Source organism: Microbacterium luteum (genome assembly GCF_015277875.1).
Lineage (GTDB): Bacteria > Actinomycetota > Actinomycetes > Actinomycetales > Microbacteriaceae > Microbacterium > Microbacterium luteum.
Genome location: NZ_CP063814.1, coordinates 1 through 25,659, shown reverse-complemented (window position 1 = coordinate 25,659; position 25,659 = coordinate 1). Strand labels below are relative to the sequence as shown.

Here is a 25,659-nt window from a genome sequence, read left to right as displayed (position 1 = left end):
GCCGCGGATTCAGGTTCAGAGGGGTCGGATGGCCTCAGCCTGGAGACCCTTGGGCCCCTGGGCGATCTCGAACTCGACCCGCTGGTTCTCTTCGAGGGAGCGGTATCCCTTGGACTCGATCGCGGTGTAGTGGGCGAAGACGTCTGCGCCGCCTTCATCGGGAGCGATGAAGCCGAAGCCCTTCTCCGCGTTGAACCACTTGACCGTACCCTGCGTGCTCATGACGTGCCGTTCTTACTGGGTGTCCGCGCACGTTCGGCGCGAATCACGGTACACGCTACTGAACGTGGCCCTCCGGCACACCCCCCGTTTGAGACAGTGACCCAAACGTTGCGAAGGCAGGGTCGCTCTCAGACCCGCGGCCTACACTGGCCGACGACATGTCCGAGTCGCTCCGGCCCTTCGATCCTCGCGGCACCGTCCTCGGTGACGAGGTGTACGCGCGCGTCGGCGAGGCCATCATCGACGGCACCCTCGCACCGGGCGAGCGCCTGCGAGATCACGAACTCGCCCGACGCCTCGGGGTCTCGCGCACCCCCGTGCGCGAGGCGCTTCAGGGCCTGGAGCGCGTGGGCCTGGTCGAGGTCGCGCCGAACCGCTACACCCGCGTGTCGATCCCCTCGCAGAAGAGCCGCGAAGACGTCCGGGAGTTCCTGGTGCTCTCGGCCGCGAACGCCGCGCGATTCGCGATGAAGCGCGGGAGCGACGAGGACATCGCCACCTCCGTCGATCTCGCCGACGTCGTCGTCGAAGCCTCCGCCTCCGACGACTACCCGGCCATCGTGCAGGCGTCGTGGCGCCTGTTCTCACACCTGATGTTCACGGCCGGCAACGTCATGCGATTGAAGGTGATGAAGGAAGCGCAGCTGGCGATCCGCCGATACACCAGCCAATGGCAGCCGTACTTCACCGATGTCGAGGAGCGCACCGCGAAGTACCGCGAGCTGCGCGACGCCCTTCTGGCTCGCGACGGCATCCGCGCCGAGCGCGCGGTTCGCGCCGTCTACGGACTGGACTGACGCGCGACCGCGTGGTCGATGCGGTCGGGGACTAAATTGGTGTCGTGGCTGCACACGTGGAACTCCGCGACCTCGGCGACGACGACCTCGACGCCGTCTTCGAGATGATGCGCACGCCCGATGCGGTCGATATGGCCGCCTTCACCGCGGCCGACCCGAGTGACCGGGAGGCCTTCGACGCCTGGATCGCCCGCGAGCGAGCCGCCGACGGCGTGCAGATGTACGTCGTGACCGAGAACGGCGGCTTCGCCGGGACGGCGGCGCTGTTCACCGTCGACGGCGACCGCGAGGTGACCTTTTGGATCGCGCATCACGCATGGGGACGTGGGGTCGCGAGCGAGGCGCTGCGCCTGCTCATCTCGCGGGAGCCCGAGCGCCCGCTGTTCGCCCGCGCGGCCGCATCCAACACCGCCTCTCTGGCGGTGCTCGCCAAGGCCGGCTTCACCGAGGTGTCGCGCACGATGTCGTTCGCACCTGCCCTCGGACGCGAGGTCGAGGAGATCACGCTCACCCTCGCTCCGGTCCTCGAGTGACCCGCCCGCGACCACAGCGAGAAACCACATTCCGCCCGAGAAACCACGCGTCGCGCGGTGTCTCGCGCGGAAAGGCGTTTCTCGACAGGCCGGGCCGGTCGGGCCGGGGGGCGGGAACGACGGGAGGCGGGAACGCGAAAACCCCCGGGGAACCGGGGGTTTCTCTGGGTGCGCGAGGGGGGACTTGAACCCCCACGCCCTTGCGGGCACTGGCACCTGAAGCCAGCGCGTCTACCTATTCCGCCACTCGCGCGAAGCGCTCGAATACACATCGAGCGCGTCAACCAACCGAGAATAACACGAGGGAACGCGGCCCGACGCATCGGGCGACCCGCCACGGGATGACACCACCATGGTGCATTCAGCGTGTGCAATTAGCATGTACCGAACCGTCTGCCTGCCTGAGGAGCCCCGTGGGACTACTGGACAGCTTCGAGAAGGGACTCGAACGCGCTGTGAACAGCGCCTTCGCGAAGACCTTCCGCAGCGGAATTCAGCCTGTCGAAATCGCCTCGGCGCTGCGGTCCGAGCTCGACAAGAAGGCCGCCGTCGTGAGCCGCGACCGCATCCTCGCGCCGAACACCTTCACCGTGCGGCTGTCTCCCGCCGATGAGGAGAAGATGGCCGCGGTCGGACCCGCGCTGCTCGACGAGCTCGACGGCCTCGTCAAGAAGCACGCGCGTGCGCAGGGCTACAGCTTCGCGGGCGCGGTGACCATCGAGCTCCGCCGGGACGAATCGGTCTCGACCGGCACGCTCCGCGTCGATTCCGAGACGGCGCAGGGGCGCGTGTCGTGGCGCGCGGTCGTCGACGTCGAGGGTAGACGTCACCCGCTCACCGCGTCGCGCACCGTGATCGGGCGCGGCAGCGACGCCGACATCACGATCTCCGACAGCGGCACCAGCCGCAAGCACGTCGAGATCCTATGGGACGGCGAGCGCGCGATGGTGCGCGATCTCGGCTCGACCAACGGCACCAAGCTCAACGGTGTGAAGGTCGGCGAAGCCTCCCTCGCCCCGGATTCCACCATCACCATCGGCCGCACCGATATCGTGTTCCATGTCGTCGCACACGCGGCGCCGTCACGCCCGTCGCGTCCCGTGAGCGACGCGACCCGGGTATTCGACCAGCGCGAGGGACTGTCGTGAGCGAACTGACCCTGCTCCTCCTGCGCATCGGATTCCTGGTGCTGATGTGGTTCTTCGTGTTCGCGGTGGTCTACTCCCTGCGCGCCGACCTGTTCGGGGTCAAGGTGCGCCGCATGCCGGAACCGGCTGCGGCGGGCGCCGCGACGAAGGCTCCCGCGTCGTCGCCCGACGCGCCGACCGCCGCCGTCGCCCGTTCCACGGCGCCGTCCAAGGCGGGTGGCATGGCCACGCGCGACGCCGTGTCGCGCATCGTCATCACCAGCGGCCCGAAGGCCGGTCTGGAGGTGCCTCTCGGCGACGACACCGTCACGATCGGCCGCTCCAGCGAATCGGGTCTCGTGATCCGCGACGACTACACCTCCAGCCACCACGCGCGTCTCGTTCAGCGCGGGGAGCAGTGGATGATCCAAGACCTCGACTCGACCAACGGCACGTGGCACGACGGCACGCGGGTCAGCGCCCCGGTGCCCATCAAGATCGGCGCGCCCATCAAGGTCGGGGCGACGACCTTCGAGCTGCGGAAGTAAGCAGCGGAGTCGACACGGATGGTCTTTCAGGGCTCGAGCGCGGCGATCTCCCACACCGGGAAGGTCCGCTCCAACAACCAGGATTCCGGATACTCCGGGTCGAACCTGTTCGTCGTCGCCGACGGCATGGGCGGGCACGCGGGCGGCGACGTCGCCTCGGCACTGGTCATCCATCGCCTGAAGCACCTCGACGACGACCCGTTCGATTCGCCGACCGACGCGGAGCGGGCCCTGCGCGATGCGATCGCCGACAGCGCCACCGAACTGATCGACACCGTCGGCCGCCGTCCTGAGCTGGCCGGGATGGGCACCACGGTCAGTGCCCTGGTGATGGTCGACGATCTCGCGGTGATCGCGCACATCGGCGATTCCCGCATCTATCTCTACCGCGACGGCTCGCTCACCCAGATCACCACCGACCACACGTTCGTGCAGCGCCTCGTCGAGTCTGGTCGCATCACCCCTGAGGAAGCCCGCTACCACCCGCGCCGCTCGGTCCTCATGCGCGTGCTCGGCGACATGGATCCCGATCCCGAGATCGACACGTTCATCATGCCCACCCAGCCCGGCGACCGCTGGCTGCTGTGCTCCGACGGACTCTCGGGAGTCGTGGACGACGCGCACACCGAGAAGGCCCTCGCCGCCGGCAACGCGCCCGGGCGAACCGCCGACGCGCTGCTCAAGCAGGCACTCGACGGCGGAGCGCCCGACAACGTCACGATCGTGATCGTCGACGTGGGCGGCGCGCATCCGATCTTCACCGGCACCGCGACGATCGTCGGATCGGCCTCCACACCGGCCGGCATCGAGGTGCCCGCGGCTCGCCCCGGCCGCTCGAGCTGGCTGCATCCGAACCGTCAGGCGGCGAACGAGCCGACGCACTTCGAGCCCGACGCCGACTTCCTCGAAGAGCTCATCGAAGAGGATCGCCGGCGTGGGCGCCGGCGACGCATCGGCTGGATCGTCGGTCTCGTGCTCGTTCTCGGGCTGCTGGCCACGGCCGGTGTCGTGGCCTATCAGTGGACGCAGACGCGGTACTTCATCGGCGCCGACGAGGACACCGTCGTGATCTACCGCGGCATCCAGCAGGACATCGGTCCGATCTCGCTGTCCACCGTCTACCGGGACACCGGGATCGATCTCGAAGATCTGCCGTCGTTCACCCGCAGCACCGTCGAGCGCACGATCTCGGCCGATTCGCTCGAGGCGGCCGACGTGATCGTCGATCGTCTGCGTGACACCGCGGAGGCCTACGGATGAGCGCGCCCACCGATCAGACCGGCCAGGTCTCCACCGACACCGCGGTCGTGCGGGCGCTGCGCAAGATCCGCGTTCCGCAGACCCGACGCAACCGCGAGCTGGCCCTCATCCTCTTCGCCACCCTCATCAACGGCTCCGCGGTCGCTCTGGTGCAGCTGGGCGCGCTCGGGGCGATCGACGGCACCTTCCTCATCTACACCGGCGCCGTCACCCTGCTGGTGCTCGCACTCCACGTCGTGCTGCGGTTCGTCGCGCTGTCGGCCGATCCGTTCGTCGTGCCCATCGCGACGCTGCTGACCGGTCTCGGCCTCGCGATGATCTACCGCATCGACATCGCCAAGGACGCGACGGGGTGGGATGCCTTCTCGACCCGTCAGCTCGCGTGGGCGGCGATCGCCCTGGCCGGCGCCATCGCTCTCGTCCTGGTGCTGCGCAACTACCGCGTGCTGTTCCGCTACCCGTATCTGTCGGGCCTGATCGGTCTGCTCCTCCTTCTCCTCCCGTTCATCCCGGGCCTCGGAACCGACGCCAACGCCGACGTGTGGGTCTCGCTCGGTTTCGTGTCGTTCCAGCCCGGTGAGCTCGCCAAGATCGCCCTGGCGATCTTCTTCGCCGGCTATCTCGTGCGCACCCGCGAGTCGCTCACCTCCACCGGCACCCGCTTCCTCTGGATGACCTGGCCGCGCGCGCGCGAACTCGGCCCCGTGCTCGTGGTCTGGGTCGTCTCCCTCGGCATCATCGTGATGCAGCGCGACCTCGGCACCGGCATCCTGATCTTCGGCATGTTCATCGCGATGCTCTACGTCGCCACCGGCAAGACGAGCTGGGCGCTCATCGGGGTGGCCCTCGCCGCACTCGGGGCCTTCCTCGCCTCGCGCGTGCTGCCCTACGTCGGCGAGCGCTTCTCGAACTGGCTCGACGCCTTCAACCCCGACACGATCGAGGGCCCGAGCTATCAGCTCGTGCAGGGCATCTTCGGCCTCGCGCAGGGCGGCCTCATCGGCACGGGCCTCGGTCAGGGCCGGCCCCAGCTGACCCCGGTGGCCGAGAGCGACTACATCCTCCCGAGCCTCGGCGAAGAGCTCGGCCTCGTCGGCGTCTTCGCGATCCTCTGCCTGTACATGGTCTTCATCAGCCGCGGCATCCGCATCGGACTCGCCGGACAGGATGACTTCGGCAAGCTGCTCGCGACCGGACTCGCCTTCACCATCGGCCTCCAGGTGTTCATCATGGTGGGCGGTGTCACCCGGGTCATCCCGCTGACGGGTCTGACCACGCCGTTCCTCGCGGCGGGCGGATCCTCCCTCGTGGCCAACTGGCTCATCGTGGCCCTCCTCCTGCGCATCTCCGACGCCGTCCGCAACAAGCCCCGGGTGGTGATCGGATGACCCGCGAACTGCGCCGCCTCAGCATCGTGCTGCTGGCGATGTTCCTCGCCCTGTTCACGTCGGTGAGCGTCATCCAGGTCGTGCAGGCCGATGCGCTGGCGGAGAATCCCGCCAACACGCGCGCGCTCTACGACTCCTACGAGGTGCAGCGCGGATCCATCATCGCCAGCGGCGCGGCGATCGCCTCATCGGTGCCGTCCGACGACGTCTACTCCTGGCAGCGGGTCTATCAGAACGGCAACGTCTGGGCGCCGGTCACCGGATACATCAATCCCGTCCTCGGGTCGGCGACGGGCATCGAGCAGGCGATGAACGCGGAGCTCAGCGGCACCGGCAGCACGCAGTTCCTCTCGCGCATCGAGCGGATCATCACGGGGCAGCCTGCGGCGGGCTCGAACGTCGTGCTCTCGCTCGACGCGACGGCCCAGCAGGCCGCTTACGACGCACTCGGCGACCTGACCGGCGCCGTCATCGCCATCGAGCCCGAGACCGGCCGCATCCTCGCCATGGTCACGAGCCCCGACTACGATCCGAACGCGCTCGCCGCGCACGACACCTCGGCGGTGCTCGACCTCTACGACCAGCTCGAGTCGGACCCGGCGCAGCCGCTGTCCAACCGCGCGATCGGCGGCGACCTCAACCCACCGGGATCGACCTTCAAGCTCGTGACCGCCTCGGCCGCCCTCGCGACGGGGGACTGGACCCCCGAGTCCGAGCTGCCGAACCCGTCGACGTACACCCTCCCCGGCTCGTCCAGTGTGATCCGCAACGCCTCCGGCGGCGCGTGCGGGTCGGGCGACACGGTCACGATCGCGGATGCTCTGCGCCTCAGCTGCAACATCCCCTTCGCCGAACTCGCCGTGGAGCTCGGCGACCAGACCATCCTCGAAGAGGCGGAGAAATACGGCTTCAACGTCGCCTTCGAGACGCCGCTCGCCTCGACACCCTCCAGCTACCCCCGTGGTCTCGACGACGCGCAGACCGCGCTCAGCGGCTTCGGACAGGGACAGGTCACGGCGACGCCGCTGCAGATGGCGATGGTGTCGGCCGGGATCGCCAACGGCGGCATCGTGATGAATCCGCGCATGGTCGACCGGGTCATCGGTCCGGACCTGTCGGTTCAGCAGACGTTCGAGGACACCGAGTTCGGCCGTGCCCTCGAGTCCGACCTCGCCGCGGAGATGGTGACGATGATGGTCGACAACGTCGAAAACGGCGTTGCGGGCGGTGCAAGAATAGACGGAGTGGATGTGGCCGGGAAGACCGGCACCGCAGAGAACGGGACGGATGACCCGTATACGCTCTGGTTCACAGGCTTCGCCCCCGCCGAAGATCCGGAGATCGCCGTAGCGGTCGTGGTCGAAGACGGTGGCGGTCAAGGGCAATCCGGGAGTGGCGACACGATCGCCGCGCCCATCGCGAAGCAGGTCATGGAGGCGGTGCTGGGACAATGAGACCGACGCAGGGTGCGACCTTCGGCGGGCGCTACGAACTGGATTCGCGGATCGCCGTCGGCGGTATGGGCGAAGTGTGGGAGGCCACCGATCACGTCATCGGGCGTACCGTCGCGATCAAGATCCTCAAGGACGAGTACATGGGGGACCCCGGGTTCCTCGAGCGCTTCCGCGCCGAGGCCCGGCACGCCGCGCTCGTGAACCACGAGGGGATCGCGAGCGTCTTCGACTACGGCGAGGAGAACGGCAGCGCCTTCCTCGTGATGGAGCTCGTTCCCGGCGAGGCCCTCTCGACGATCCTCGAGCGTGAGACGTCCCTCTCGACCGACAAGACCCTCGACATCGTCGCCCAGACCTCGGCCGCCCTGCAGGCCGCACACGCCGCCGGTCTCGTGCACCGTGACATCAAGCCGGGCAACCTGCTGATCACCCCCGACGGCCGGGTCAAGATAACCGATTTCGGCATCGCCCGCATCGCCGACCAGGTGCCGCTGACCGCGACCGGCCAGGTCATGGGCACGGTGCAGTATCTGTCTCCCGAGCAGGCCTCGGGTCACCCGGCGTCGCCCGCGACCGACATCTACTCGCTCGGGATCGTCGCCTACGAGTCGCTCGCCGGCAAGCGTCCCTTCACGGGCGAGTCGCAGGTCGCCATCGCGATGGCGCAGATCAACGAGCAGGCGCCGCCGCTTCCGGCGACCGTGGCGCAGCCCGTGCAGAACTTCGTCTCGGCGATGATCGCGAAGAAGCCCGAGGAGCGTCCCGGCTCGGCCGCGACGGTGGCCCGCGCGGCGACGGCGCTGCGCCGCGGCGACCTCGCCGCGGCGGCATCCGCCGTACCCGCCATCGCGGGCGGCGAGGCCGGTGACGACGTCACTCAGCTGCTCACCGCCGGGGGCGCGACCGCCGCGGCGACACAGCTGCTGCCCACCGACACCGCCGCGGCACCGCTCGCCGACGGCGAGGAGGAGCCGGAGAAGAAGAAGCGCAGCCCCTGGACGTGGCCGCTGATCGCCCTGATCATCCTCCTCATCCTGGTGCTGGGCGGCACGCTCTGGGCGCTCTTCTTCGCCGGGGATCCGGAACCGGAGCCGACCGCCACGACGTCGTCGGCCACGCCCACCCCGACGCAGACCACGCCCACCCCCACGCCGACCGAGGATCGGGTCGACGTGAGCGCACTGGGCTTGACGGGCCAGACCTGCGACGCCGCGCGCGGCGTGCTCGAGGAGAACGACCTCGTGGCCGACTGCCAGACCGGGAACGCCGCCGGCACCGCCGACCAGGTCGGGATCATCTACGAGGTGAACCCCACCGGCCGCGTGGAGCCGGGGACCACGATCACCCTCACCGCCTACGGTGACCAGGTGGAGATGCCCACGCCCGCGACGCCGTCGCTCGACGCGCAGACCGTCGCACCCGGCGACACCCTCACGGTCACGTGGGAGGGATACGGCTGTCCGGCCGGCGAGGGGTCGCCGAGCTCCTACAACTTCACGGCGACCAACGGCACCTTCTCCAACGGGCAGTCCGAGTCCTCGTTCGGGCAGAGCGAGCGCAACGCGCAGCTGACCGTGCCGAACAACGCGACGGGAACGGTCATCGTGACCTACACCGTCACGTGCAGCGGCGGTGAGGCCGGTCAGCGTGAGTCGCCCGTTTCCGGCGAAGCCACCGCGACGATCGAGCCGGCACCGACGGCTTCCCCCACATCCTGACGCCACCTGGCGGACCGCTATCCCGGGATCGAGGTCGACTAGGCTGGGGACGGAACACCGGGGGAGTGAACGTGACTGCTGAACCACGCGTGCTTTCGGGACGCTACCGCGTCGACGAGAACATCGGTCGTGGCGGCATGGCCACCGTCTTCCGCGGGTACGACCTGACGCTGGGCCGTGAGGTCGCCATCAAGATCCTCGATCGCGAGCTCGCCGACGACAACTCCTTCCGCACCCGGTTCCGGCTTGAGGCGCAGGCCGCGTCCCGCATGTCCCACCCGGCGATCGTGCGCGTCTACGACGCCGGCGAAGACACCGAGCGGAACCCCGACGGGTCCACCCGTGCCGTGCCGTTCATCGTCATGGAGCTCGTCAAGGGCCACCTGCTCAAGGATGTGATCGCCCAGGGTCCGGTACCCGTCGACGACGCCGTGCGCTACGTCGACGGCATCCTCGAAGCACTCGAGTACTCCCACCGCGCGGGTGTCGTGCACCGCGACATCAAGCCCGGGAACGTCATGATCACCGAGGCCGGCCAGGTCAAGGTCATGGACTTCGGGATTGCCCGCGCCGTCTCGGATTCGTCGTCCACCGTCGCCGAGACGACGCAGATCCTCGGCACCGCCGCGTACTTCTCGCCGGAGCAGGCCAAGGGCGACCCGGTCGACGCGCGCGCCGATCTCTATTCGACGGGTGTCGTGCTCTACGAGCTGCTGTCGGGCAAGCAGCCCTTCCGCGGTGAGACGCCGGTGGCCATCGCGTACCAGCACGTCAGTGAGACTCCTGTGGCGCCGAGCGAGATCAACGAGTCGGTTCCACGCTCGCTCGACGCGATCGCGCTCCGCGCCCTCGCGAAAGACCCCTATCAGCGCTATCAGGATGCCGCCGGCTTCCGTGAGGCCCTCGACGCCACCGTCGACGGGAAGGCCCCGTCGAAGCGGCAGGTCGGCGCTCTCACGAGCGAGCTGTACGGTCCGAACCCGCGACAGGCCGCGGAGACCGCGCGGTCCCTGCGTCAGCTGAGCACGGACACGACGATGAAGCGCACCCAGCCGGGTCCGCCCATCGCGTGGATCTGGGCGGGCGTCGCCATCATCGCGGTGTTGCTGATCTCGGTGCTGTTCTGGGCGCTCTCGGTGCGGCCCACCACCGAAGCGCCGTCGACGGCTCGCGTCGTTCCGGATGTGTCCGGCATGACCTTCGAGCGCGCCGAGGAGTCCCTGGCCGCGCTCGATCTGGTCGCCGTCGAGCGGTCCGAATCGAGTGCGGATGTCACCGAGGGCAATGTCATCCGCACCGAGCCGGCGGCGGAGACCTCGGTCAATCCGGGGCAGGAGGTCGACGTGTTCGTCTCGACCGGGCAGGAGCTGGCCGAAGTCCCGGTTCTCGAGGGACTCGGTCAGGATGCGGCCGCGCAGGCGCTCGAAGACGCCGGTCTCGCCCTGGGCACGATCAATCGCACGAACGACCCCGACCTCGCCGAGGGCATCGTGATCTCGGCCGACGAGACGGCCGGCGACGAGGTTCCGGTCGGGACGACCGTCGACCTCACGGTCGCGAGCGGTCGCGTCGTCATCAACGACGTCACCGGCTATACGGTCGAAGCCGCCACGCGGGAGCTCGAAGACGTCGGGCTGTCGGTCCTCACGCAAGAGGATCAGTCCTGCGCGGCGTCCGCACCTCCCGTGGTGCAGTCGCAGTCACTCGCTCCCGGCGAGGTGCCTGTGCATTCCGAGATCACCCTGACCTACTGCTCCGGCTCCTCCTGATCCGGTCGCGGCGGCTACTCGACGGTGACTTCCTGCGGATTGACGAACTCGCTGATCCACGGGAAGGCATAGAAGAACAGCCCGTAGAGCACCGCGGCCAGCAGCACGAGGACCAGGAGCAGGCGGACCCACCACGGACCGGGGAGGATCCGCCACAGCGCGGCATACATCAGGCGGAGACTCCTTCGGTCAGTGCAGCGGGTTCCCCGGCGTCGCGAGGCGTGAACGATTCGAAGACGCCGTAGGCGACGATGCGCTCCGCGAGGGAGTACATCGGACTGCAGCTGGTCATGGTGATGTACTTGCCGTTCGCCTCGGCGTTCGGAACCTGCGGGACGGCCGCGAGCACATCCACCTCGGTCGGCGTGACGTACTCCAGGGTGCGGAAGCGGTAGGTGTACCAGCCCTCTTCCACCTCGACCACGATGGCGTCGCCGACCTGCAGATCGGCGATGCGGTTGAAGGGCTTGCCGTAGGTGGTTCGGTGGGCGGCGACGGCGAAGTTCCCCGTCTCGCCGGGCATGGGCGATCCGGGATAGTGCCCGATTCCGATCGGATCCAGGGTGCCCGCCCGCGAGGTTCCGCCGGCCATCTCGACTGCGTAGTCGTCTCCGAAGCGGGGGATGTGCATGACACCGAAGATCTCGGTGTCGGCCGGCTCCGGGAGGACGGGGATCTCGACGTCCTCCGTCGCATCTTCCTCGGCGTCATCCTCTGGCGAAGCGGAGGGCTCGGGGATGATGGGGGGCGCCTGCTGCGCCCACTGCTCGGACAGTTCCGCTCCGGCGGCGTTGCGCTGCGCACCGTAGATGAAGTCCCCGATCCACAGCTGCCACGCCACATAGAGCATCGCGATGATGCCGGCGGTGATCAGCAGCTCGCCGATCACCCCGGTCACAGAAGCGCGGCGACGCGGGCGCCGCCGTCGGGAACGGTCGCGCACAGCAGGGTCCGCCTGCTGCTGCTCGGCACTGGTCTGCTCGCCCACACGGCGAGTCTAATGACCGCATGCTGTGGCACGCCTGGCAGTTAGACTGTCGGCATGGCACGACCCGGACGAGAAGACGACGCGATGGCGGAACGCCCCGAGGGCGAACCGGCACCGAACCCGGTGTGGTTCAAGCCGATCATGCTCGGCCTCATGCTGCTCGGTCTCGCGTGGGTTCTGGTGTTCTACCTGAGCGGCACGCAGTTCCCGATCCCCGGCATCGGTGCGTGGAATCTCGTGATCGGGTTCGGCATCGCCTTCGTGGGATTCCTCATGACGACGCGGTGGCGCTGACCGCCCGGTCCGACGAACGACACCGTCCCCGATGGGGCGGTGTTTTTCTTTTCCCTCGACGGTAATTACACGCGTGTGATTCATCCCCACCTGTGGATGAAACTGTGGATAACTTCCGTCGTCAGAAGAAGAGAACCGGCGGAAGGAGGAGCAGCGCGACCAGGCCCAGCGCCACGGCGGCGAGCAGCGCGATCTGCAGAGCGCGCCGACGGGGGGACCGCGTCACCGAGAAGATCAGTCCGACGAGTGCCCCCACGACGAGCCCGCCGACGTGGGCCTGCCACGAGACGTTGAAGCCCGGGATGAACCCGATGACGAGATTCAATCCGAGGATGATGGCGATGCCGGTGACGTTCGCACCGAGGTGGCGTCCGATGACGAGCAGGGCACCGAACAGTCCGAAGATCGCGCCCGATGCGCCGACGACCTGGGTCGGGAACGACAGGAGTGCGACCGCGACCGAACCGCCCAGCGTGCTGAGCAGGTACAGCGTCAGAAACCGCCAGCGACCGAGAAGGGGTTCGAGGCTGCGGCCGATCAGCCACAGTGCCAGCATGTTCAGGCCGATGTGCCAGAAGCTCGAGTGCACGAGTGCGACGGTGAGGAGCGTCCAGGGCTGGAACGGCACCGGGAGCGTCGGATAGATGCTCGGCGCCCAGAACAGCAGCGAACCCCGGACGAGATCGCCGAAGCCGGGGATCAGCCCCAGCAGGAAGGCGAACGCGGTGATCGCGATGATCGCGTAGGTGACCACCGGACGGCCGCCGTAGGTGGCGACCGCCCGGGGTCGGGACCAGCGCCGCTCGGCCTTGCGCTGAGCGGGAGTCTGCTTCTTCCGCTGCTCGGCCATGCATTCCGGACAGATGACACCGACCGCCCCCTGGGTCTGGCACTCGGGACAGATCGTCCGCAGGCACCGCTGGCAGAGCACGAAGCTCTGCCGGTCCGGGTGGCGATAGCAGTAGTTGTCGGTGTTCCGCTGGAAGTCGGCCGAGGTCATGGAGGATCGCGGCGAGGCGTCAGGCTGCGACGATGTCGACCGACTCGAGCACGACCGGCTCGATGGGGCGGTCACCGGCGGCCGTGGGGACCTTGCTGATCGCATCGACGACCTTCTTCGACTCCTCGTCGGCAACCTCACCGAAGATGGTGTGCTTGCCCTGCAGCCACGGGGTCGGGTCGGTGGTGATGAAGAACTGCGAGCCGTTGGTGCCCTCGGGCTTGCCCGTGAGGGCGTTGCGGCGCAGACCCGCGTTGGCCATCGCGAGCTTGTAGGGCTCGTTGAAGTTCAGGTCGCCGTTGATCTCGTCGTCGAAGGTGTAGCCGGGGCCGCCGACTCCCTGTCCGAGAGGGTCACCACCCTGGATCATGAAGCCGGGGATGATGCGGTGGAAGACGACGTCCTTGTACAGCGGACCTTCTCCGGGCTGGCCCGTGGAGGGGTGAGTCCAGGAGCCGGTCCCGTCGGCGAGCCCGGTGAAGTTCTTCACCGTGCGCGGGGCGTGGTCTCCGAAGAGGTTGACGACGATGTCGCCGTGGTTGGTGTGCAGTGTGGCGACGGCGGTGTGCTGAGGCATGTCTATATTCTCTCAGAGTTGCGTGCAAGGCCCTCCGTCCACGGGATGCGTCTGGCAAGATGGGGACGAACTGACAGTCCCGGATTTAGGGAGGGCCCCGTGAGCCTGAGCCGCAAGCGCAAGAAGGAACTCCGCAAGCTCCAGAAGCACGCGAACAAGGTGTGGGATTCGCAGCAGGTGCTGGTGGACGAGGCTGCGGGCATCGCCCGCGAGGCCGGTCGTCAGCTCGGCAACTACAACCGTGAGCAGATCGTTCCTCAGGTGCAGCAGGCCTACGGCAAGTACGCGGCGCCGTACGTCGACAAGAGCCTGACCTACTCCAAGAATGTGTTGAGCGACAAGGTCGTGCCGGCCACCGGTGCCCTGGTGGGCTCGGCGCTCTCGGTATGGGATGCCGCCAACGACACCCGCGGCCGGCTCAAGGCCGGCAAGGGATTCGGCGAGATCGACTCGAAGAAGTACGCCAAGAAGGCCGACAAGTACGGCAAGGACGTGCAGAAGAAGCTCGCCAAGAAGCTCGCCGCTCTGGAGCCGCAGCGCAAGGGCATCGGTGCGGGTGGGGTGATCGCCATCATCCTCGGCGTCGCCGCCGCGGCCGGTGTGCTCTACGCTGCGTGGCAGACTCTTCGCGCAGATGACGAGCTGTGGGTCGCCGACGACCCGCTGCGCGCTCCCGACGCGTGATCGAGACGCCGCCTTCACTTCATCGAGCCCGTGACGCCGCCCAGGCGCGCGGGCTCGATGTGTCTTTCCGCGAACGCCCGGCCGCCAACAGTCTCGCGGAGGCTGCGGAGCTTCTCGGCATCCCGCCACGCGGGATCGTGAAAACCCTGGTGGTGAAGCGCTCGGATGACACGTACCTCTTCGCGCTGGTACCCGGGGACCGGGCGATCTCGTGGCCGAAGCTGCGTGCGCTGGTCGGCGTGAACCGGCTCCAGCTGGCTCCGCCGGAGCAGGCGCTCGCGGCGACGGGGTACGAGCGCGGCACGATCGTGCCGGTCGGGAGCAGCACGGCGCTGCCGATCTTCGTCGATGAGACCATCGTGGGGAAGCGCATCGCGATGGGAGCAGGCGCTCACGGATACAGCATGTTCGTCGAGGCCGACGAGCTCATCGCCGCCTACGATGCGATCGTCGCCGACATCACGAAGCCGCTCGAGAGCGCGTGATCATCCCTCGCCCGCCATCCGCAGGGCGATGTCGACCAGACGCACGCGCTGCAGGTTGCGCACGGTCCTCATCGGAAACCATTCGGCTCGGTCCGTCGAGCCGTCGACCTCGTTCCGCAGTCGACCGCCCGTGACATGGGCGCGGTAGACGATGCGCAACGTGTGCAGCGGGCCGCGCGCAGCGTCTGCGAGGCGCCGCCCCTCGGGGATGACACGGGAGTGGATACCGAGCAGCTCGTCGATGTCGACGCGATAGCCGGTCTCTTCCCGCACCTCGCGGCGTGCGGCTCGTTCGGGGTCTTCACCGGGTTCGAGACCGCCCCCGGGCATCGTCCAGGCTGCTCGTCGTCCCTCGATCCAGTGGGCCAGCAGCAGGCGACCGTCATCGACGATCACCGCGTAAGCCGCGACCCGCATGTCCATGACGACAGACTATCCGTCTGCATGGAGAGGGAATCGGACACGAAGACGGCCCGGCCGGAGCCGGGGCGTTTCATTGTGGAGCCTAGGAGATTCGAACTCCTGACATCCTGCTTGCAAAGCAGGCGCTCTACCAACTGAGCTAAGGCCCCGGGACCGTGAGTGGGGCTACCAGGACTTGAACCTGGGACCTCTTCATTATCAGTGAAGCGCTCTAACCGCCTGAGCTATAGCCCCGTGTGGAGTGACGACCGGGGCCGTCAACCTCCAAGACTTTACCCGATGTGCGCGATATTCACGAAATCGGGTGGACGCGGGTCAGTTCGAGGTGAACCCGACGAGGAGGCCGCCGGTGACCTTGACCGCGAGGTTGTAGACGCCGGCGACGACCGCACCCATCACCGTGACGACGACGAGGTTGAGGATCGCGACGACCGACGAGAACGCGAGCACCTGCGGGAAGCCGACGAACGCGCGGATCGACACCCCGCCGTCGGAGAAGCTGGTGAAGAACTCATCGACCTGGTCGATGATCCCCGTCGTCTGCACGATGGCGAAGACCAGGAGGTACGCCACGACCGTGGCGATCGAGATCGCGACCGCTGCCAGGAACGAGAGCTTCACGGCGGACCAGAAGTCCACGTAGACCAGACGCAGGCGTACCTGCTTCGCGCTGGCCTTGGAACTCGATTTCTTCGCGAGCTTGTCGGCTACCGTGCTCATGCGTCCATACTCTTCTCAGTCGACTGGGAATCGTCCGAGGGGGCAGACGGGTTCTCTTCCTCGGCGGCTTCTTCGGCCACGGCCCGCTCGATGTTTCGCGCGATCGCGAGGATCTTGTCATCCTCGCTGAGGCGGGCGAACACCACACCCATGGTGTCGCGACCCTTGGCGGGCACCTCGGCCACGGCAGAGCGTACCACCTTGCCGCTGGCAAGGACCACCAAGACCTCGTCGTCGCTGTGCACCAGCAGCCCGCCGGCGAGAACGCCCCGGTCATCGTGGAGTTTGGCGACCTTGATGCCGAGACCGCCCCGACTCTGAGTGCGGTACTGAGCCACTTCCGTGCGCTTGGCGTAGCCGCCGTCGGTCACCACGAACACGAACTCGTCGTCCTTGGCGACCGACGCCGAGAGCAGGCTGTCACGGTCGCGGAACGTCATTCCCTTCACGCCTTCCGTCGCGCGCCCCATCGGGCGAAGCGCATCGTCGGTGGCGGTGAAGCGCAACGACATGCCGTTCCGGCTGATGAGGAGGATGTCCTCGCCCTCGTCGATGAGAAGGGCGCTCACCAGTTCGTCCTCGTCGCGCAGCCGGATCGCGATGACCCCACCCTGGCGGTTGGTGTCGTAGTCGGTCAGACGCGTCTTCTTCACCAGCCCGCTGCGGGTCGCGAGCACGAGGTAGTCGGCGACGTTGTAATCGCGGATGTCCCGGATCTGCGCGATCTCCTCGTCGGGCTGCAGCGCAAGCAGATTCGCGACGTGCTGCCCCTTCGCGTCACGCCCTCCCTCGGGCACCTCGTACGCCTTGGCGCGATACACCCGTCCCTTGTTCGTGAAGAACAGCAGCCAGTGGTGCGTGGTGGTCACGAAGAAGTGCTCGACGACGTCGTCGGCTCGCAGCTGGGCGCCGCGTACGCCGCGTCCGCCCCGGTGCTGTGAGCGGTAATTGTCGCTGCGGGTGCGCTTGATGTATCCCGCACGGGTGACGGTGACGACCATCTCCTCCTCGGGGATGAGGTCTTCGACGGACATGTCTCCGTCGAACCCGTGCAGAATGTGCGTGCGACGGTCGTCGCCGAACTTGTCGACGATCGCCCCGAGCTCGTCGCGCACGATTCCTCGCTGGCGCGTGGGGTCGGCGAGGATCTCCTGATAGTCCGCGATCTGAGCTTCCAGCTCCGAAGCCTCATCGATGATCTTCTGGCGCTCCATCGCAGCCAGGCGTCGCAGCTGCATCGCGAGGATGGCGTCCGCCTGGATGTCGTCGATCTCGAGCAGCGATTTCAAGCCTTCGCGCGCGTCGTCGACCGTGGGCGAACGACGGATGAGTGCGATGACCTCGTCGAGCGCGTCGAGCGCCTTGAGATACCCGCGCAGGATGTGCATGCGCTCTTCGGCCTTGCGCAGCCGATACCGGGTCCGTCGCACGATGACATCGATCTGGTGTTCGATCCAGTAGCTGATGAACCCGTCGAGTGCGAGCGTGCGGGGAACGCCGTCGACGATCGCGAGCATGTTCGCCCCGAAGTTCTCCTGCAGCTGGGTGTGCTTGTAGAGGTTGTTGAGCACGACCTTCGCCACGGCGTCGCGCTTGAGGACGACGACCAGCCGCTGGCCGGTGCGGTCACTGCTCTCATCACGGATGTCGGCGATGCCCGTGATCTTCCCGTCGCGGGCCAGGTCGCCGATCTTCACGGCGAGGTTGTCCGGGTTCACCTGGTAGGGCAGCTCGGTGATCACCAGGCAGGTGCGGCCCTGGATCTCTTCGATCGCCACGACCGCCCGCATCGTGATGGAGCCGCGCCCGGTGCGATAGGCATCGCGGATGCCCCGGGTTCCGAGGATCTGCGCACCGGTCGGAAAGTCCGGCCCCGGAATGCGCTCGATGAGCGCCTCGAGGAGCTCTTCCCGAGTCGCTTCGGAATTGTCGAGCGCCCACAACGCTCCCGCCGCGACCTCACGAAGGTTGTGCGGGGGGATGTTGGTGGCCATTCCGACCGCGATGCCGACCGACCCGTTGACGAGCAGGTTCGGGAAGCGCGACGGAAGAACCGCGGGCTCCTGAGTCTGACCGTCGTAGTTGTCCTGGAAGTCGACGGTCTCCTCTTCGATGTCGCGGACCATCTCGAGGGCGATGGTCGCCATCTTGGTCTCGGTGTATCGCGGAGCGGCGGCGCCCATGTTGCCGGGCGAGCCGAAGTTGCCCTGCCCCTGTGCGAGCGGGTAGCGCATCGACCACGGTTGCACGAGACGCACGAGGGCGTCGTAGATCGCGGTGTCACCGTGCGGGTGGTACTGACCCATGACCTCGCCGACGACACGAGCGCACTTCGAGAAGGACTTGTCGGGGCGGAACCCGCCGTCGTACATGCCGTAGATCACGCGGCGGTGCACCGGCTTCAGGCCATCCCGCACGTCGGGAAGCGCACGGCCCACGATGACCGCCATCGCGTAGTCGAGGTAGCTGCGCTGCATCTCCAGCTGCAGATCGACCTGATCGATCTTGCCGTGATCATGTTCGGGGACGGGACGTTCTTCGTCAGCCATCGTTCATCTTCCGTTTCGTGCGTTTCGTCTCGTCGCTTCGCTCCTCGCTCGAAGAGCGAGGCTTCCCGGTCGTTGAGCGAGCGAAGCGAGACGAAACGCCAACGACCATGCTGTGTCTAGATGTCGAGGAAGCGGACGTCTTTGGCGTTTCGCTGGATGAACCCGCGACGCGACTCGACGTCTTCTCCCATGAGCACGGAGAAGATCTCGTCGGCTGCCGCGGCATCGTCGATCGTCACCTGCTTGAGGGTGCGGGTCGTGACATCCATCGTCGTCTCCCACAGCTCCTTGGCGTTCATCTCGCCGAGACCCTTGTACCGCTGCACGCCGCTATCCTTAGGGATGCGCTTGCCGCTGGCGAGGCCGTCGGCGAGGAGGGCATCGCGCTCGCGGTCGCTGAAGACGTACTCGTGCGGCGAGTTCGACCACTTCAGGCGATAGAGCGGAGGCTGTGCCAGATAGACGAAGCCCGCCTCGATCAGGCCGCGCATGTAGCGGAACAGCAGGGTCAGCAGGAGCGTCGTGATGTGCTGTCCGTCGACATCGGCATCGGCCATCAGCACGATCTTGTGATAGCGGGCCTTGGAGATGTCGAAGTCCTCGCCGATACCGGCGCCGAACGCCTGGATCATCGCCTGCACTTCCTTGTTCGACAGCGCCTTGTCCAAGCGTGCGCGCTCGACGTTGAGGATCTTGCCGCGCAGCGCGAGGATCGCCTGCGTGTGCGGATCCCGGCCCTGCACGGCAGAACCACCGGCGGAGTCGCCCTCCACGAGGAAGATCTCGCTGACCGAGGGGTCTTTGCTCGTGCAGTCCTTGAGCTTGTCGGGCATCGCAGCCGACTCGAAGACGCTCTTGCGGCGCGCAGTCTCACGAGCTTTGCGCGCTGCCATGCGGGCGCTGGCGGCGTCGATCGCCTTGCGGACGACGTTCTTCGCCTGCTGCGGATACCGGTCGAACCAGTCGCCGAGCTGGTCACCCACGACCTTCTGCACGAACGCCCGCGCTTCCGTGTTGCCGAGCTTGGTCTTGGTCTGGCCCTCGAACTGCGGCTCGGACAGCTTCACGGAGATGACGGCGGTGAGTCCCTCACGGATGTCCTCACCGGTGAGGTTGTCATCCTTCTCCTTCAGCATGTTCTGCGCACGCGCGTAGCGGTTGACCAGCGCGGTCAGAGCCGACCGGAAGCCTTCCTCGTGCGTGCCGCCCTCGTGCGTGTTGATCGTGTTGGCGAAGGTGAAGACGTTCTCGGTGTAGCTCGTCGTCCACTGCATCGCCATCTCCATGGCGATCTTGCGGTCGGTGTCCTCCGACTCGAAATCGATGATCTCGTCGTTGACGACCTCGGCGTGACGCACCTTGTTGAGGTACTCCACGTAGTCGACCAGGCCCCGCTCGTAGAGGAAGCTGTCGTGACGCGCATCCGGCGTCTCGGTTCCGGTGCTGGGCTCGACGTCTTCGACGTAGGCCTGAGCGCGCTCGTCGCGCAGGTCGATGCGGAGACCCTTGTTCAGGAAGGCCATCTGCTGGAACCGGGTGCGCAGCGTGTCGTAGTCGAACTCGACCGTGTCGAAGATGTCGGGATCGGGCCAGAACGTGATGGTGGTTCCGGTCAGCTCGCTGTCTTCGCCCTTCTCCAGCGGGGCGATGGGCTGTCCGCCGTCGCGATAGGACTGTCGCCATACCGATCCCTGCCGGTGCACCTCGACCTCGAGACGGTAGGACAGCGCATTGACGACGGATGAACCGACGCCGTGGAGTCCGCCGGAGACCGCGTACCCGCCCCCACCGAACTTGCCGCCGGCATGCAGCACGGTGAGGACGACCTCGACCGTCGACTTGCCCTCGGTGCGGTGCATGTCCACGGGGATTCCACGACCGTTGTCCACCACGCGGACGGCGCCGTCCTCGAGGATCGTGACCTGGATCGTGTCGCAATGACCGGCCAGGGCCTCATCGACGGAGTTGTCGACGATCTCATACACCAGGTGGTGGAGTCCGCGCTCCCCCGTCGAACCGATGTACATGCCGGGGCGCTTGCGCACCGCCTCCAGGCCTTCGAGCACCTGAATGGCGTCTGCCCCGTACTCGGTGGGTGTCCCCGTGGGGATGGGTGCGGCGTCGTCGGCCGCGTCCTCGGGAACGCTGTCGGGGTTCTGGGACGTCATGGGTGAAGGCGCTCCACATCTGTCGGAGGGATCGGCTCCACTCTACCAAGTTCGTCGCGCTCAGATCGGTTATACGGCCCTGTGGCGCGATGAAATCGGCACAGATATGGCGGGACGTGGGTCATCCGTAGGTATCGCGAGGGCCCCGCCCTGGAACGGCTCTGGTGCCCCATTTCCACGAGGGGACGTCCGGCCCGATGAATCGCACGGTCACGACCCCCGCCTCGGGATACCGACGCACGATCTCGGTGAGGATCTGCGCCCGCATCAGCTGAAGCTGCTTCGCCCAGGCCGTCGAATCGGCCTGGATGGTCAGCGTGCCGTCGTGGAACGACACCGGACGCGTGCGCTCGGCGGTGTCGGATCCGGCGACCTCGGCCCACGTGCGCACCACGTCCTCGCGCGCCAGCTGGCCCTCCCAACCCGCCTGGCGCGTGAGCTCCGTGAGCACGTCGGCCACACCGCGCGGGTCGCGCCCCGCTGTGAACGGCTGGTTCTCGTCGTCGCGCACCCGGCGCCGCCGGCGCCATGACTTCGACGACGGCTTCAGCCCGCGCAGCCGGAGGTAAGTCGCGACCGTCTCCGGCACCTGCTCCGACGAGACGTCATCCATCGTGCGGCTCCTCCTCCGGGAGGATACGACCCGCATCCACCCGCACCACCTGGGTGCGCAGCGGCGGCGGCACATCCTGCTCCACCGCCGCGGTGACCACGACCTGCTCGTATCCCCGGGCGACCTCGGCGAGGCGCACTCGTCGATCGGCATCGAGCTCCGCGAACACGTCGTCGAGGATCAGCACCGGATCACCGAGCAGCGAATCGGCGCGAAGGAGCTCCGCTGACGCGAGGCGAAGCGACAACGCGACCGACCAGGATTCCCCGTGCGATGCGTAGCCCTTGACCGGGAGCCCTCGCACCTTCAGCACCAGGTCGTCACGGTGGGGACCGACCAGTGTGACGCCGCGCTCGAGCTCCGCCGTGCGTCGCGCGGCCAGGGCGTTGCGGAACTGGTCTGCGATGGGCGTCGCCGACACCGCGCTCTCGCTTCCGGTCTCGTCTTCCTCCGGATCACCGCCTTCGACCGACAGCGCCCACTGCAGCCGAGGCCGATGGTCTGCGCCCGCGATGGCCGTATAAGCGTCGGCGACGGGGGTCGCGAGGTCATCGGCGAGGCGCAGGCGCGCCTCGATCACCTGGGCGCCGAGCGTCACGAGCTTGTCATCCCACACATCCAGCGTCGACAGACCGTCGCCCTTCACGCCGCGGGCACGCGCGGACTTCAGCAGTGCGTTTCGCTGCTTGAGCACGCGATCGTAATCCTGCAGCACCGAAGCCATGCGCGGTGCGCGCTGGATGAGGAGCTGATCGGCGAACCGGCGGCGAGCCGAGGGGTCACCCCGCACGATCTGCAGGTCTTCGGGAGCGAAGAGGACGACCTGCGCATATCGGGGAAGCTCGGCGGTCTTCACCGGTGAGCCGTTCACGCGCGCCTTGTTGGACCCCTGCCGGTTGACCTGCAGTTCGAGGGTGACGCGTCGCTCGCCGTGACCGAGTCGGGTGCGGATGAACGCCGACTCCTTGCCCTCCCGCACCATCGGGGCATCCTGCGACACCCGGTGAGAGCCGAGTGTGGCGAAGTAGGCGATCGCCTCGGCGAGGTTCGTCTTGCCCTGGCCGTTCCGACCCACGAACACGTTCGGACCGGGTCGCAGCGCCACATCGGCAGCCGCATAGTTGCGGAAGTCGACGAGTGAGAGCTGCTCCACGATCACCGGTACAGCCTAATGATCGCCTCGGACGTCACCCGGATGCGCTCACCTCAGCAGCAGGTTCGGCTGGAGCAGGTACTTGAACGTGTCCTCTCCGCCCTTGTCCACCGAGGTCTGGGGCGTGATCAGCACGGGGCTGAGCTTGTTCGCGTTCTCGCTCGAGGTGAAGGTCACGCGCGCGAACTCGCTGCGCACCGCACCGAGCGACTCGAGGAGGTACTGCGGATTCAGCCCGAGCGTGACATCGTCGCCGCCGGACAGGGTCGCGTCGACGGATTCGCTGGCCCGCGCCTGCTCGGTGCCGGAGGCATCCATCGAGACGCTGTCGGCTGCGAACGTGAACCGGAGCGGGGCGGAGCGGTCGAGAACCAGCGCCACACGACGCACGGCCTCGGCGAGATCGGCGGTGTTCACGACAGCGTGGTGCTCGGTCTGCTCCGGGAACAGACGGCGGACCGGCGGGAAGTTGCCCTTGATGAGGAGCGAGGTGACGGTCTTGTTCCCCGCGGTGAAGGCGATGATCTCGCGGTCGCCGCTGCCCGAGAAGGCGATCGAGATGTCACCCGAGTGCGCGAAGGTCTTGCCGACCTCGGTCAGCGTGCGCGCGGGCACGAGTGCCGTGGCGTCGGAACCGGTCGTTCCGCCGTCCCACGGGATCTCGCGGAGCGCGACGCGATAGCGATCCGTCGCCACCAGGCTCAGGCGACTCCCGGTCACTTCCAGCTGCACGCCGGTGAGAACGGGGGTGACGTCGTCACGGGACGCGGCGAAGGCGACCTGCGCGATGGCGGTCGCGAACTCCTCCCCGGGAACCAGCCCCGATTCACCCGACACCTCGGGAATCGCCGGGTACTCCTCGACGGGCATGGAGGACAGGGTGAAGCGTGCGGAACCGCACGTGAGCACGACGCCGTCTTCGGGATCGACCGAGATCTGAATCGGCGCGTTCGGCAGACGACTGGCGATGTCTGACAGGAGACGGCCGTGAACCAGGATCGTGCCCGGGTCGTCGACCGTCGCGTCGATGGTCGTTCGGGCCGAGGCCTCGTAGTCGAACGCCGACAGCGACAGCCCTTCGTCCGACGTCTCGATCAGCACGCCCGCGAGAATCGGCTGCGGGTTGCGCTGAGGAAGGAGCTTGACGACGAATGAGACGGCTTCGCTGAAGACATCGCGATTGACCTGGAATCTCACGTACGCTCCCTCGACCTCGGGCATGGGGTTTCTCATGCTACTGCCCTGTGCGGCCCATGCTAGTGCCCGACCGGCGCTCGTCCGCATCCGTGCCGGCGCATCCGATCCCTCGAGCTCGAACCCTTGAGGTCATCGAATCGCCCTCTGCTTAAGTTCTTGTTCTTCATCTTGTTAACAACTGTGGAAACTGTGGATAAGTCGGTGGATCCCAGTGCGCTCTAGAGAACTACAAACGTGTGAGATGTGGAATCGATGCGGAATCACGCGGGAAGCCGTCTGTGGGGAAACAGCGGGGTCACGGCGTCTTCCACAGGTGGATGCCGTTTCGTTCACATGTCGAGGCGATGCATCCCCAGTTATCCACAGGTTTTCCACACTGTGAAGAACGCACATGATGGCGTGGCTATGCGTCCGCTGTCAAGTGCGGATGTGAGGTGAGGGAACCCTCAGCGCATTCGGCCGAGCTGCGCGGTGATCTCGGTCACCTGGTTGTAGATCGAGCGACGCTCCTTCATGAGGTCGCTGATCTTCTTGTATGCGTACATGACGGTCGTGTGGTCGCGGTTGCCGAACAGCTGACCGATCTTCGGAAGCGACAGGTTCGTGCGCTCACGGCACAGGTACATGGCGATCTGCCGGGCGATGGCCACGGCCTGCGAACGGCTGGAGCCGTAGAGGTCGTCGACGGTGAGCTTGAAGTACTGAGCGGTCGCCTGGATGATGTCGGTCGGCGAGATGACGTTCGCGTCGTCCTGATCGACGATGTCGCGGAGCACCGTCTGTGCCAGCGACATGTCGAGGTTCGACCGGTTCAGACTGGCGAAGGCCGAGACGCGGATGAGGGCGCCCTCCAGCTCCCGGATGTTCGAGGACACGACCGTCGCGATGTACTCCAGCACCTCGTCCGGGATGTGCAGTCGCTCGCTCTGCGCCTTCTTGCGCAGGATCGCGATGCGGGTCTCGAGATCGGGAGCCTGCACATCCGTGATCAGTCCCCACTCGAAGCGGGAGCGCATCCGATCCTCGAAGCCGGTGAGGTGCTTCGGAGGCACGTCGCTCGTGATCACGACCTGCTTGTCGTGATCGTGCAGCGTGTTGAAGGTGTGGAAGAAGGCCTCCTGCGTCTCGGCGCGACCCTGGAGGAACTGGATGTCGTCGATGAGGAGGATGTCGACGTCGCGGTAGCGCGCCTGGAACGCCGAGCCGCGGTTGTTCGCGATCGAGTTGATGAAGTCGTTCGTGAACTCTTCGCTCGAGACGTATCGCACGCGAATGCCCGAGTACAGACTCATCGCGTAGTCGCCGATGGCGTGCAAAAGATGCGTCTTGCCGAGCCCCGAGTCGCCGTAGATGAACAGCGGGTTGTAGGCCTTCGCGGGGGCTTCGGCGACGGCGACCGCCGCTGCGTGGGCGAAGCGGTTGGACTGGCCGATGACGAAGTTGTCGAAGGTGTACTTCGGGTTGAGGCGGGTGTCGTTGCGAGATGTGCTTCCCGAAGACTCGACCGGTTCCTCGAAGACCTGTCGCGCGGCCGGCATGGGCGACATCGACGGCGCCGGGACCGCCAGCTCCTGGATCGGGACGGGAGCCGTCAGGTGGGCGTCGATGATGTCGGGATTGACGACGACACGGAAGGTCGCCGCCGGCGGGTCGTAGGCGCCGTTCTGCTCGACGTGGGCGAGCGCCTCCATGATGGGAGCTCGCAGACGCTTGTTCAGCTGAGCGGCGGTGAGGTCGTTGGGCACGTCGAGATAGAGGGTGCCGCCCATGACACCCTGAGGGACGGCGAGGTTCAGAAAGCCGTGGAGCTGAGGAGTGACACGGTCGTCGACGGCGAGGGCCTCCAGAACACGCCCCCAGACGGGGACATCTGGAATCTCGTGCTGCGACATGTAGCCCCCGGGGAAAGTAGATGTTCCACGCCCGCGAGATGACACCGCGCAACCTGTGGATAACTGACCGTGCCACGCTAGTCAGCGGCAGGGCTGCGAG

The 25,659-nt window shown here is 67.0% G+C and carries 25 protein-coding genes and 3 tRNA genes; 12 read left to right on the top strand and 16 right to left on the bottom strand.

Annotated features, from left to right (window positions below; translation table 11 throughout):
• Positions 1-15: 15 nt before the first annotated feature.
• Complete coding sequence (locus tag IM777_RS00140) at positions 16-222, bottom strand: cold-shock protein (protein ID WP_071044236.1); 207 nt, start codon at positions 220-222, stop codon at positions 16-18.
• 158 nt (positions 223-380) lie between these two features.
• On the opposite strand from IM777_RS00140, the gene IM777_RS00135 reads away from it, so the two are divergent.
• Both IM777_RS00135 and IM777_RS00130 read left to right on the top strand, forming a co-directional pair.
• Entirely contained in the window at positions 381-1,019 is a 639-nt protein-coding gene (locus IM777_RS00135; protein ID WP_194384144.1) for a GntR family transcriptional regulator, read from the top strand.
• Positions 1,020-1,063: 44 nt separating this feature from the next.
• Entirely contained in the window at positions 1,064-1,552 is a 489-nt protein-coding gene (locus tag IM777_RS00130; protein ID WP_194384143.1) for a GNAT family N-acetyltransferase, read from the top strand.
• A 169-nt stretch (positions 1,553-1,721) separates the two neighbouring features.
• On the opposite strand, the gene IM777_RS00125 is transcribed toward IM777_RS00130, so the two are convergent.
• Positions 1,722-1,805: transfer RNA gene (locus IM777_RS00125), tRNA-Leu, on the bottom strand.
• A gap of 160 nt (positions 1,806-1,965) precedes the next feature.
• On the opposite strand from IM777_RS00125, the gene IM777_RS00120 reads away from it, so the two are divergent.
• The 7 genes from IM777_RS00120 to pknB all read left to right on the top strand — a co-directional run bounded on the left by IM777_RS00120 (position 1,966) and on the right by pknB (position 10,816).
• Entirely contained in the window at positions 1,966-2,700 is a 735-nt protein-coding gene (locus tag IM777_RS00120) for an FHA domain-containing protein (RefSeq protein WP_194385374.1), read from the top strand.
• Positions 2,697-3,227 carry an FHA domain-containing protein FhaB/FipA gene (locus IM777_RS00115; protein WP_071044233.1) on the top strand — a complete coding sequence of 177 codons (531 nt, stop codon included), beginning with the start codon at positions 2,697-2,699 and terminating at the stop codon, positions 3,225-3,227. The genes IM777_RS00120 and IM777_RS00115 overlap by 4 nt, the downstream gene beginning before the upstream one ends.
• A gap of 18 nt (positions 3,228-3,245) precedes the next feature.
• Positions 3,246-4,487 carry a PP2C family protein-serine/threonine phosphatase gene (locus tag IM777_RS00110; protein ID WP_194384142.1) on the top strand — a complete coding sequence of 414 codons (1,242 nt, stop codon included), beginning with the start codon at positions 3,246-3,248 and terminating at the stop codon, positions 4,485-4,487.
• On the top strand, positions 4,484-5,875 hold the full coding sequence (locus tag IM777_RS00105; RefSeq protein WP_194384141.1) for an FtsW/RodA/SpoVE family cell cycle protein: 1,392 nt from the start codon (positions 4,484-4,486) through the stop codon (positions 5,873-5,875). The genes IM777_RS00110 and IM777_RS00105 overlap by 4 nt, the downstream gene beginning before the upstream one ends.
• The gene (locus tag IM777_RS00100; RefSeq protein WP_194384140.1) at positions 5,872-7,329 is read left to right on the top strand and encodes a peptidoglycan D,D-transpeptidase FtsI family protein; all 1,458 of its coding nucleotides are present in this window, start codon (positions 5,872-5,874) and stop codon (positions 7,327-7,329) included. Before IM777_RS00105 ends, IM777_RS00100 begins: the two co-directional genes overlap by 4 nt.
• Positions 7,326-9,047 (top strand): serine/threonine-protein kinase, encoded by a 1,722-nt coding sequence (locus IM777_RS00095; RefSeq protein WP_194384139.1) that lies wholly within the window; start codon positions 7,326-7,328, stop codon positions 9,045-9,047. Before IM777_RS00100 ends, IM777_RS00095 begins: the two co-directional genes overlap by 4 nt.
• A 71-nt stretch (positions 9,048-9,118) precedes the next feature.
• Positions 9,119-10,816, top strand: coding sequence for a Stk1 family PASTA domain-containing Ser/Thr kinase (gene pknB / locus IM777_RS00090; protein ID WP_194384138.1), 1,698 nt, complete (start codon positions 9,119-9,121; stop codon positions 10,814-10,816).
• A gap of 14 nt (positions 10,817-10,830) precedes the next feature.
• On the opposite strand, the gene IM777_RS00085 is transcribed toward pknB, so the two are convergent.
• Together IM777_RS00085 and IM777_RS00080 are read right to left on the bottom strand one after the other, a co-directional pair.
• Complete coding sequence (locus IM777_RS00085; protein ID WP_194384137.1) at positions 10,831-10,986, bottom strand: hypothetical protein; 156 nt, start codon at positions 10,984-10,986, stop codon at positions 10,831-10,833.
• Entirely contained in the window at positions 10,986-11,804 is an 819-nt protein-coding gene (locus IM777_RS00080; protein ID WP_194384136.1) for a class E sortase, read from the bottom strand. Before IM777_RS00080 ends, IM777_RS00085 begins: the two co-directional genes overlap by 1 nt.
• Before the next feature lie 54 nt (positions 11,805-11,858).
• On the opposite strand from IM777_RS00080, the gene IM777_RS00075 reads away from it, so the two are divergent.
• Positions 11,859-12,098, top strand: a complete 240-nt coding sequence (locus IM777_RS00075; RefSeq protein WP_071044227.1) for a cell division protein CrgA — start codon at positions 11,859-11,861, stop codon at positions 12,096-12,098.
• Between the two features lie 121 nt (positions 12,099-12,219).
• On the opposite strand, the gene IM777_RS00070 is transcribed toward IM777_RS00075, so the two are convergent.
• Together IM777_RS00070 and IM777_RS00065 are read right to left on the bottom strand one after the other, a co-directional pair.
• Positions 12,220-13,098: a rhomboid family intramembrane serine protease gene (locus IM777_RS00070; protein ID WP_194384135.1), complete on the bottom strand. Its 879-nt coding sequence runs from the start codon at positions 13,096-13,098 to the stop codon at positions 12,220-12,222.
• A 19-nt stretch (positions 13,099-13,117) separates the two neighbouring features.
• Positions 13,118-13,675, bottom strand: coding sequence for a peptidylprolyl isomerase (locus IM777_RS00065; protein WP_194384134.1), 558 nt, complete (start codon positions 13,673-13,675; stop codon positions 13,118-13,120).
• Positions 13,676-13,774: 99 nt separating this feature from the next.
• Here IM777_RS00065 and IM777_RS00060 point away from each other — a divergent pair, with 99 nt between their 5' ends.
• A complete protein-coding gene (locus IM777_RS00060) occupies positions 13,775-14,359 on the top strand; it encodes a DNA helicase (protein ID WP_194384133.1) in 585 nt (194 codons plus the stop codon).
• Entirely contained in the window at positions 14,359-14,844 is a 486-nt protein-coding gene (locus IM777_RS00055; RefSeq protein WP_228481158.1) for an aminoacyl-tRNA deacylase, read from the top strand. The genes IM777_RS00060 and IM777_RS00055 overlap by 1 nt, the downstream gene beginning before the upstream one ends.
• On the opposite strand, the gene IM777_RS00050 is transcribed toward IM777_RS00055, so the two are convergent.
• From IM777_RS00050 to dnaA, 10 genes are all read right to left on the bottom strand, one after another.
• Complete coding sequence (locus IM777_RS00050; RefSeq protein ID WP_071044223.1) at positions 14,845-15,267, bottom strand: NUDIX hydrolase; 423 nt, start codon at positions 15,265-15,267, stop codon at positions 14,845-14,847.
• 76 nt (positions 15,268-15,343) lie between these two features.
• Positions 15,344-15,416: transfer RNA gene (locus tag IM777_RS00045), tRNA-Ala, on the bottom strand.
• Positions 15,417-15,427: 11 nt separating this feature from the next.
• Positions 15,428-15,501 (bottom strand) — tRNA-Ile (locus IM777_RS00040).
• A gap of 81 nt (positions 15,502-15,582) precedes the next feature.
• The gene (locus tag IM777_RS00035; RefSeq protein ID WP_071044222.1) at positions 15,583-15,987 is read right to left on the bottom strand and encodes a DUF3566 domain-containing protein; all 405 of its coding nucleotides are present in this window, start codon (positions 15,985-15,987) and stop codon (positions 15,583-15,585) included.
• Positions 15,984-18,536 carry a DNA gyrase subunit A gene (gene gyrA, locus IM777_RS00030; protein WP_194384132.1) on the bottom strand — a complete coding sequence of 851 codons (2,553 nt, stop codon included), beginning with the start codon at positions 18,534-18,536 and terminating at the stop codon, positions 15,984-15,986. Before gyrA ends, IM777_RS00035 begins: the two co-directional genes overlap by 4 nt.
• A gap of 116 nt (positions 18,537-18,652) precedes the next feature.
• Positions 18,653-20,704, bottom strand: a complete 2,052-nt coding sequence (gene gyrB / locus IM777_RS00025; protein ID WP_194384131.1) for a DNA topoisomerase (ATP-hydrolyzing) subunit B — start codon at positions 20,702-20,704, stop codon at positions 18,653-18,655.
• A gap of 121 nt (positions 20,705-20,825) precedes the next feature.
• Complete coding sequence (locus IM777_RS00020; protein ID WP_194384130.1) at positions 20,826-21,317, bottom strand: DciA family protein; 492 nt, start codon at positions 21,315-21,317, stop codon at positions 20,826-20,828.
• Entirely contained in the window at positions 21,310-22,476 is a 1,167-nt protein-coding gene (recF, locus tag IM777_RS00015) for a DNA replication/repair protein RecF (RefSeq protein WP_194384129.1), read from the bottom strand. The genes IM777_RS00020 and recF overlap by 8 nt, the downstream gene beginning before the upstream one ends.
• A gap of 42 nt (positions 22,477-22,518) precedes the next feature.
• Positions 22,519-23,667: a DNA polymerase III subunit beta gene (gene dnaN / locus IM777_RS00010; protein WP_194385372.1), complete on the bottom strand. Its 1,149-nt coding sequence runs from the start codon at positions 23,665-23,667 to the stop codon at positions 22,519-22,521.
• A gap of 446 nt (positions 23,668-24,113) precedes the next feature.
• The gene (dnaA, locus tag IM777_RS00005; RefSeq protein ID WP_194384128.1) at positions 24,114-25,559 is read right to left on the bottom strand and encodes a chromosomal replication initiator protein DnaA; all 1,446 of its coding nucleotides are present in this window, start codon (positions 25,557-25,559) and stop codon (positions 24,114-24,116) included.
• Positions 25,560-25,659: the final 100 nt, after the last annotated feature.

Excerpts from the sequence above, each read along its gene's own strand:
- IM777_RS00035 (WP_071044222.1), bottom strand. The coding sequence starts at position 15,987 with ATGAGCACGGTAGCCGACAAGCTCGCGAAGAAATCGAGTTCCAAGGCC.
- IM777_RS00110 (WP_194384142.1), top strand. The coding sequence starts at position 3,246 with ATGGTCTTTCAGGGCTCGAGCGCGGCGATCTCCCACACCGGGAAGGTC.
- IM777_RS00065 (WP_194384134.1), bottom strand. The coding sequence starts at position 13,675 with ATGCCTCAGCACACCGCCGTCGCCACACTGCACACCAACCACGGCGAC.
- IM777_RS00085 (WP_194384137.1), bottom strand. The coding sequence starts at position 10,986 with ATGTATGCCGCGCTGTGGCGGATCCTCCCCGGTCCGTGGTGGGTCCGC.
- IM777_RS00105 (WP_194384141.1), top strand. The coding sequence starts at position 4,484 with ATGAGCGCGCCCACCGATCAGACCGGCCAGGTCTCCACCGACACCGCG.
- IM777_RS00100 (WP_194384140.1), top strand. The coding sequence starts at position 5,872 with ATGACCCGCGAACTGCGCCGCCTCAGCATCGTGCTGCTGGCGATGTTC.
- IM777_RS00140 (WP_071044236.1), bottom strand. The coding sequence starts at position 222 with ATGAGCACGCAGGGTACGGTCAAGTGGTTCAACGCGGAGAAGGGCTTC.
- dnaA (WP_194384128.1), bottom strand. The coding sequence starts at position 25,559 with ATGTCGCAGCACGAGATTCCAGATGTCCCCGTCTGGGGGCGTGTTCTG.
- IM777_RS00095 (WP_194384139.1), top strand. The coding sequence starts at position 7,326 with ATGAGACCGACGCAGGGTGCGACCTTCGGCGGGCGCTACGAACTGGAT.
- IM777_RS00070 (WP_194384135.1), bottom strand. The coding sequence starts at position 13,098 with ATGACCTCGGCCGACTTCCAGCGGAACACCGACAACTACTGCTATCGC.
- IM777_RS00135 (WP_194384144.1), top strand. The coding sequence starts at position 381 with ATGTCCGAGTCGCTCCGGCCCTTCGATCCTCGCGGCACCGTCCTCGGT.
- gyrA (WP_194384132.1), bottom strand. The coding sequence starts at position 18,536 with ATGGCTGACGAAGAACGTCCCGTCCCCGAACATGATCACGGCAAGATC.
- IM777_RS00020 (WP_194384130.1), bottom strand. The coding sequence starts at position 21,317 with ATGGATGACGTCTCGTCGGAGCAGGTGCCGGAGACGGTCGCGACTTAC.
- IM777_RS00050 (WP_071044223.1), bottom strand. The coding sequence starts at position 15,267 with ATGGACATGCGGGTCGCGGCTTACGCGGTGATCGTCGATGACGGTCGC.
- IM777_RS00075 (WP_071044227.1), top strand. The coding sequence starts at position 11,859 with ATGGCACGACCCGGACGAGAAGACGACGCGATGGCGGAACGCCCCGAG.
- gyrB (WP_194384131.1), bottom strand. The coding sequence starts at position 20,704 with ATGACGTCCCAGAACCCCGACAGCGTTCCCGAGGACGCGGCCGACGAC.